Here is a 251-nt window from a genome sequence, read left to right as displayed (position 1 = left end):
CACCGCCTCCCTGTGCTATTGCGCGCCGGAAGAAGTCGAAGCGATGCGCGAGCGCATGCGCGCTCTGGGGGAAAAGCCGCGCTACGACGGCACCTGGCGCCCGGAGCCGGGCAAGACCCTTCCGGAAGTGCCGGCAGGCGTCAAGCCGGTGGTGCGCTTCAAGAACCCGCTGGACGGCGAAGTGACCTGGAACGACGTCGTGAAGGGCCCGATCACGATCGCCAACAAGGAGCTCCACGGCCTGATCATCG

General features: G+C 66.9%; 1 protein-coding gene. It reads left to right on the top strand.

Features of this window, described 5'->3' with window-relative positions; genetic code table 11:
* On the top strand, positions 1 to 251 hold a 251-nt coding region (locus tag KVT32_RS30865; protein WP_254637100.1), incomplete at both ends, for a glutamate--tRNA ligase family protein.

Origin of the sequence: Achromobacter sp. GbtcB20 (genome assembly GCF_019091095.1) — a bacterium.
GTDB lineage: Bacteria > Pseudomonadota > Gammaproteobacteria > Burkholderiales > Burkholderiaceae_B > Achromobacter > Achromobacter mucicolens.
The sequence above is the reverse complement of the archived record's forward strand: the minus strand, read 5'-3'. Positions and strand labels throughout refer to the sequence as shown.